This is a genomic window from Ruegeria sp. AL12 (assembly GCF_056540885.1).
Genome location: NZ_JBQFXN010000145.1, coordinates 1 through 645 on the forward strand (window position 1 = coordinate 1; position 645 = coordinate 645).

The 645-nt window shown below is 55.5% G+C and carries 1 pseudogene; it reads right to left on the reverse strand.

Annotated elements, in window-relative coordinates:
- Positions 1-645: pseudogene (locus ACR0C6_RS21905) on the reverse strand (hypothetical protein); the annotation flags it as partial.

Here is a 645-nt window from a genome sequence, read left to right on the forward strand (position 1 = left end):
TGTGTCGATCTCTTGCGGAACGGGATCATGGGCTATCTGCGACATTTGCGATAACCCGTCCTTGTTCAGCGGATTGAGATTGCGAAATCGTGGATCATACCAGGCTGGAATCGCGGCTTGAATGTCTGAAGCAGTTGCGACGGCCAACGTGGGCTCCAATTGGGCCGGAATGAAAATCCTGGGCGGTGTTAAGGAAATCTCCGGCTTCTCCGTTGCCGCTTCAGGATTCGGGCCGGTTGTAAACTCGCTTTCCGGCATGACAGCGCTTTCCGTCTCCTCGGAAGGGGTTACATCGGAGTGATCCAAAATTACCGGATCGACGGACTCGCTATTAGGCTCGTCCAGGGGTTCGCTGACGTCGGCGGGGATTGAGAGAGGCTCAGGCTCAGGGGCCCCTGAAACCAACAGACCCTCTGGCGTAGGAGTGTCTATTGCGTCCGGCAGGCTGGTGGTTGCAGCCTCAGGCTGTTCTTCGGGGACCAGAAAGGTTTCAGAAAGCGCATTCAGAACGGCCAGGTCTTCTGCATCTGCGGGCGGCCACTCATCTAAAAGATTTGCAATGACCCATTGCAAGGCGGCCCCACACAAAAGGGCAAACAGTACTAACGCGACCCAAGTTTTCCGTTTTTTTCTGACGCGCGGTTT